This is a genomic window from Okeania sp. (assembly GCF_983059655.1).
Window position 1 is genome coordinate 1 of sequence record NZ_CEZPJD010000558.1, and the last position, 5,330, is coordinate 5,330.

A 5,330-nucleotide genomic window follows, 5' to 3' on the forward strand; every position below is an offset into this window, starting at 1 on the left:
AGCCCTACTACAAACAAAAATTTTATTATAAGTAATTATCCGAACATGATATTACCCTCTACAAACTTAGATATTTTCAACTTCAGAGATGAAATTATTGCCGAATATCGCAGCTATATAGAAAGCTTTCTGAAAATTCGCGACTCTAGAGTTAAAGACTTTGTACAACAGGAATTAAATAAAGGTCAACTCTGGACTCCTCCTCTTGTACAAATTAATCCAGCTTATCAACGTAGTGCCACAATTAATCATTTAATTAATCAAAAAGTTTTCCACCCAGACTGTCAAAAATATTTCCCCGACTTTAACTTTTATCGCCACCAAGAACAAGCTTTTAATTGTGCTAAAAAAGATGAGTCTTATGTATTGACAACTGGTACTGGTTCTGGTAAAAGTTTGACCTATGTTGTGCCAATTATTAACGATTTATTAGAGCATCCAGAAATCAAAGGAGTCCGGGCAATATTAGTCTATCCGATGAATGCTTTGATAAATTCTCAAACAGAAGAATTTAAGAAATTTTTAAGCGATGTTAGTCATATTAAAGTTGCACAGTACACCGGACAAGAAAGTCTCAGTAGAAAAAGTGAAATTCAAGAAAACCCACCACACATTTTATTAACTAACTATGTAATGTTAGAGTTGATGTTGACTCGTGTCTATGAAGATAAACTTGTCACATCACCCAACCTGAAATTTTTAGTATTAGATGAACTCCATACCTATCGGGGTCGTCAGGGTGCGGATGTCGCTGTAGTTATTCGTAAACTCAGACAACGTTGTGGGAAAAAGTTACTTTGTATTGGCACCTCCGCTACTATGTCAACAGAAGGTAGTCGAGAAAACCGCCGTCTGACTGTTGCGGGTGTTGCGAGTAAGTTATTTGGAGTGGAGGTAAAGGTAGAAAATGTCATTGATGAAACTCTGGAAAAAGCAATAACTAGACCCTATCCAGACACCACAGAATTAAAAAATAGTCTCACATCAGGTTTACCTCCAGTAGAGCAACGGACGGAAAGCACTTTTAAACAACATCCCCTCAGCGCGTGGATAGAAATGAATTTTGGCATTGAGGAAAAGGAAGGTCATTTAGTGCGTCGCTCCCCTATTACTTTAGAAAGAGGAGCAAAGTTATTATCTGATGAAACCGCTTTTCCGGTAACTGCTTGTGTTGACATTCTCAAACAAATGTTCCTGTGGGGAAGCAAAACTAGGGGGTTGGCATTTCGTCTACATCAGTTTATCTCTCAAGGGGGTAGCGTTTATGCAACTATTGAATCTCGCGATCAACGTTTTCTGACATTAGAAGGTCAGTATCAGAAAGATAATAAGTTACTTTATCCCTTGGTGTTTTGTCGGGAATGCGGTCAAGACTATTATGCAGTGCGTTACGACAGTAATGGAGCAACTGTTACCCCTCTCCTACCAACTGCTGTAGATACGGACTTGGATGAAGACACCCAGGAAGGTTATCTTACCATGGATGAAGCGGGGTTATGGGGAACAGCAGACCAAGACCGTTTACCCGATAACTGGTTTCGAGTAACTAAACGTAAAGGTCGAGTTGCTAAGAAAGAGTTTGATAAATTTATCCCGATAAAATTGTTTGTTTTGCCTAATGGAAAAGTTAATTTATCTGAGGTTTCTCAAGATAAAGATTCTACTCCTATATCCTGTTGGTTTATTCCTAAACCTTTCTTAACTTGTCTCAATTGTGGCATAGTTTATGAACGCCGAAAAACAGAATATTCTAAACTTTCTCGTCTCAGTACGGAAGGTCGCAGCACTGCTACAACTTTATTATGTTTGTCTACAGTTAGTAAGTTAAAAGCTAATCAGATTATCGATCAAAAAGCAGCAAAAATTCTCAGTTTTACCGACAACCGTCAAGATGCTTCATTACAAGCAGGACATTTTAATGATTTTATTCAAACCAGTTTTTTCCGGTCTGGATTAAATAGAGCGCTACAAACTAATGGTAAATTAAATCATAATATTTTAGCCTCAGAAGTAGTAAAATGTTTAGGTTTATCTCAAACAGATTATGCTCGACAAGTAGCTGAATTTGGTTCGGGAAAAAAGAGAAATGAAAAAGCTTTTGAAAAGTTAGTAGAATATCGTCTTTATGCAGACTTGCGTCGGGGTTGGCGAATTGTGCAACCCAATTTAGAACAGACTGGTTTATTGACTATTGAGTATGATGGTCTAGAGGAAGTTTGTCACGAAAAAAGACTTTGGCAAAAGTATCCCCATCCAATTTTATTACAAGCAACGCCTCAACAAAGATATGATGTTATCAAAACTGTATTAGACCAACTCCGGAAAGATTTAGTAATAGATGCTCAGTTTTTACAAGCAGAAGAATTTCGGAATTTTCAACGGGAAATTGAACAACAATTGAATGAAAAATGGGGGATAGATAGTGATGAAGTATTATATGAAGCGAATTGGGCAACTATCGCTAAAAATGATAAGCAAGGTCGAGCAAAATTTAAGTTAACTTATCGGAGTAAAATTGGTCAGTTTTTACGTTCTCATAGAGCGTGGCCTTGGTTAAATGAGACTATTTCATCGGAACCTGATTATGATAGTTTAATCAAGGCATTGATAAATATTTTAGCTAATTCTGGTTATTTATACAAAGATGATAATGAAGTGCAATTAATAGTAGAGTCTATGATTTGGAAAGCCGATAAATTCGAGACAATTCCTCCAGATATTTTAAAGACAAAAAGGTTACAGGGAAGTGAGGAAGTAAATATACCAGTCAATGAATTTTTCCAACAATTCTATCAACGAGATGTGCAAAATATTAAGACAATGGAAGGGCGAGAACATACGGGTCAAGTAAATAATCAAAACCGTAAAGATAGAGAAGCAAAATTTAGGGAAGGAGCATTATCTGCTTTATTTTGTTCCCCCACAATGGAGTTAGGAATAGATATTGCAGATTTAAGCGTCGTTCACTTAAGAAATGTTCCTCCTTCCCCCGCTAACTATGCTCAACGTAGCGGTCGCGCTGGTCGTAGTGGTCAGCAAGCTTTAGTTATTACTTACGCTGCAGCAGGTAGCGGACATGACCAATACTTTTATCAACGACAACAACAGATGGTCGCTGGGGAAGTTACACCACCAAAATTAGAGTTAGCTAACCCAGACCTAATTAAGTCTCATATTTATTCTATCTGGTTAGCTCACACTGGTATTGACTTGGGTGACTCCATGAATCAAATTTTAGATTTAGATATAGAAGGATACCCCCTCAAGGAAGACTTGAAAGCGCAACTTAAACTTACTTCCGATGGTCTGAAGAAATGTCTTAAAGCTGTACAAACAATTTTAGAAGATGAGTTTTGTCAGCGTGACTTAAAGAACACAAAATGGTATTCGTATGAATGGTTATCTTCAATATTAAAGCATGCCATTATTGAATTTAATAAAGCTGGCGATCGCTGGCGAAAATTATATAAAGATGCAGTCAGACAGAGGGATGAAGCACGACGTATTATTGACCGCTCTAACAGAGGTAATGTAAGTACAGAAGACCGTATCAACGCTGAAACATCAGAAAAAGAGGCCAAAAGACAAATCGATCTATTAATAGGTCAGTCAATGTCAAATAAACGCAGTAGCAGTGAGTTTGAATTTTATCCCTACCGCTACTTTGCTGCTGAGGGGTTTTTACCAGGGTTTAATTTTCCTCGTTTACCAGTACGAGCTTATATTCCTGATAGTAACGGCGGAGAATTTATTGCCCGTCCCCGTGTGGTTGCTATTCGAGAATTAGCACCTACTAATATTGTTTATTATGAAGGTAATAAATTTCAAATTAACAAAACGAAAATTCCTGTCAGTGGAATAGACTATAAAAGGGTAAAATTATGTTTCAACTGTGGTTATCTTCACGAAGGTGAAGATTTTAATCGAGACCTTTGTTCTAATTGTGGAGCTAAATTTAAATCTGATAGTTATGGCAACTTACCAACACTAACCAAAGTTTTACAGATGGAAACAGCTCTGACACGGAGGAGAGAACGCATTACCAGTGATGAAGAAGAACGCCTCAAATATGGTTATAATATTACTACTCATTTCCGTTATGCAGAACAACGTCAAGAATCAGCAGAAGTTGTTAGTAATGATGGTCAAAAATTGCTCAAATTGACATTAGGAGAAACGGCAGATATTTGGAGAATTAACCGAGGGTTAAAACGAGGCAAGGAAAGAGGTTTTAAATTAGATACTGCTACTGGTTTTTGGGGTGATAGTAAATCGGAAACAGAAAATTTAGATAAGTTAGATACAGAAGTACATTTATTAGTACAAGAAACTTGCAATATTTTGGTTATACAGCCGGAAAAAGATATTTTACTCCAAGAAAATTCTGAAGCTTTTCTCACCACTTTGCAATATGCTTTAGAACGAGCAATTCAAGCTGATTATAAATTAGAAGAAAACGAACTAGCATCAGAAAAGTTAGGTGAAGGAAAATATTTATTATTCTGGGAAGCTGCCGAAGGTGGAGCTGGTGTTTTATCCCAGATAATAGAAAATCCCGAATCTTTTCAACATTTAGCCAAGACTGCACTAGATATTTGTCACTTCAAACAACCTAAAGAAAGTTGTAGTGTTGCTTGTTATGAATGCTTATTATCTTACCGAAATCAATTTGATCATCATCTATTAAACCGTCATTTAATTAAACCTTTTTTGGAAAAATTAACTAATAGTAATATTATGCGTCATAGTCAAGGTAAATCTCGCGACGAACATTATCAACAACTATTAGAAAAAACTGACTCATCATCTGAGTTTGAACGTATTGTGTTGAAAGAAATTTATCAGAGGGGGATAAAATTACCTAACGATGCTCAAGTATTAATTCCTGAAGCTAATTGTCAGCCAGACTTTGTTTACCAAAAAGAAAAAATTGCTGTTTTCTGTGATGGTTCGGTTCACGATACTCCCGAACAACAGGAAAAAGACCGCATCAATGATGAAAATTTAGAATTTACTGCTGGTTATCACGTTTGTCGCTTGCGCTATGATTTAGATTTGACAGCGCAGTTAGATGAGTTAGCTTCTTGGGTTTGAGGTAATTTATATCATGTTCCCCCTCCGGGGGAGCTACGAATTGCGGATAATTACTTATAATAAAGTATATGGTTTGTACTACAAATTGGGCGTTGCTGAATTGAAGTATGAATGCGCGATTGTTTGGTTCTAGTCCATGCCCCCGCGCATCCCCCAATTCTGGGGGACTTTTAGAGTTTTATCCCCCCAAAATTGGCTTGCTCGGGGGCAAAATCATACCCTAATTCAGCAACGCC

The 5,330-nt window shown here is 37.0% G+C and carries 1 protein-coding gene; it reads left to right on the forward strand.

The annotated features are described in order from the left end of the window. Nucleotides 1-45 precede the first annotated feature (45 nt). Nucleotides 46-5,094, forward strand: coding sequence for a DEAD/DEAH box helicase (locus AC3DU7_RS24060; protein WP_488041827.1), 5,049 nt, complete (start codon nt 46-48; stop codon nt 5,092-5,094). Nucleotides 5,095-5,330: the final 236 nt, after the last annotated feature.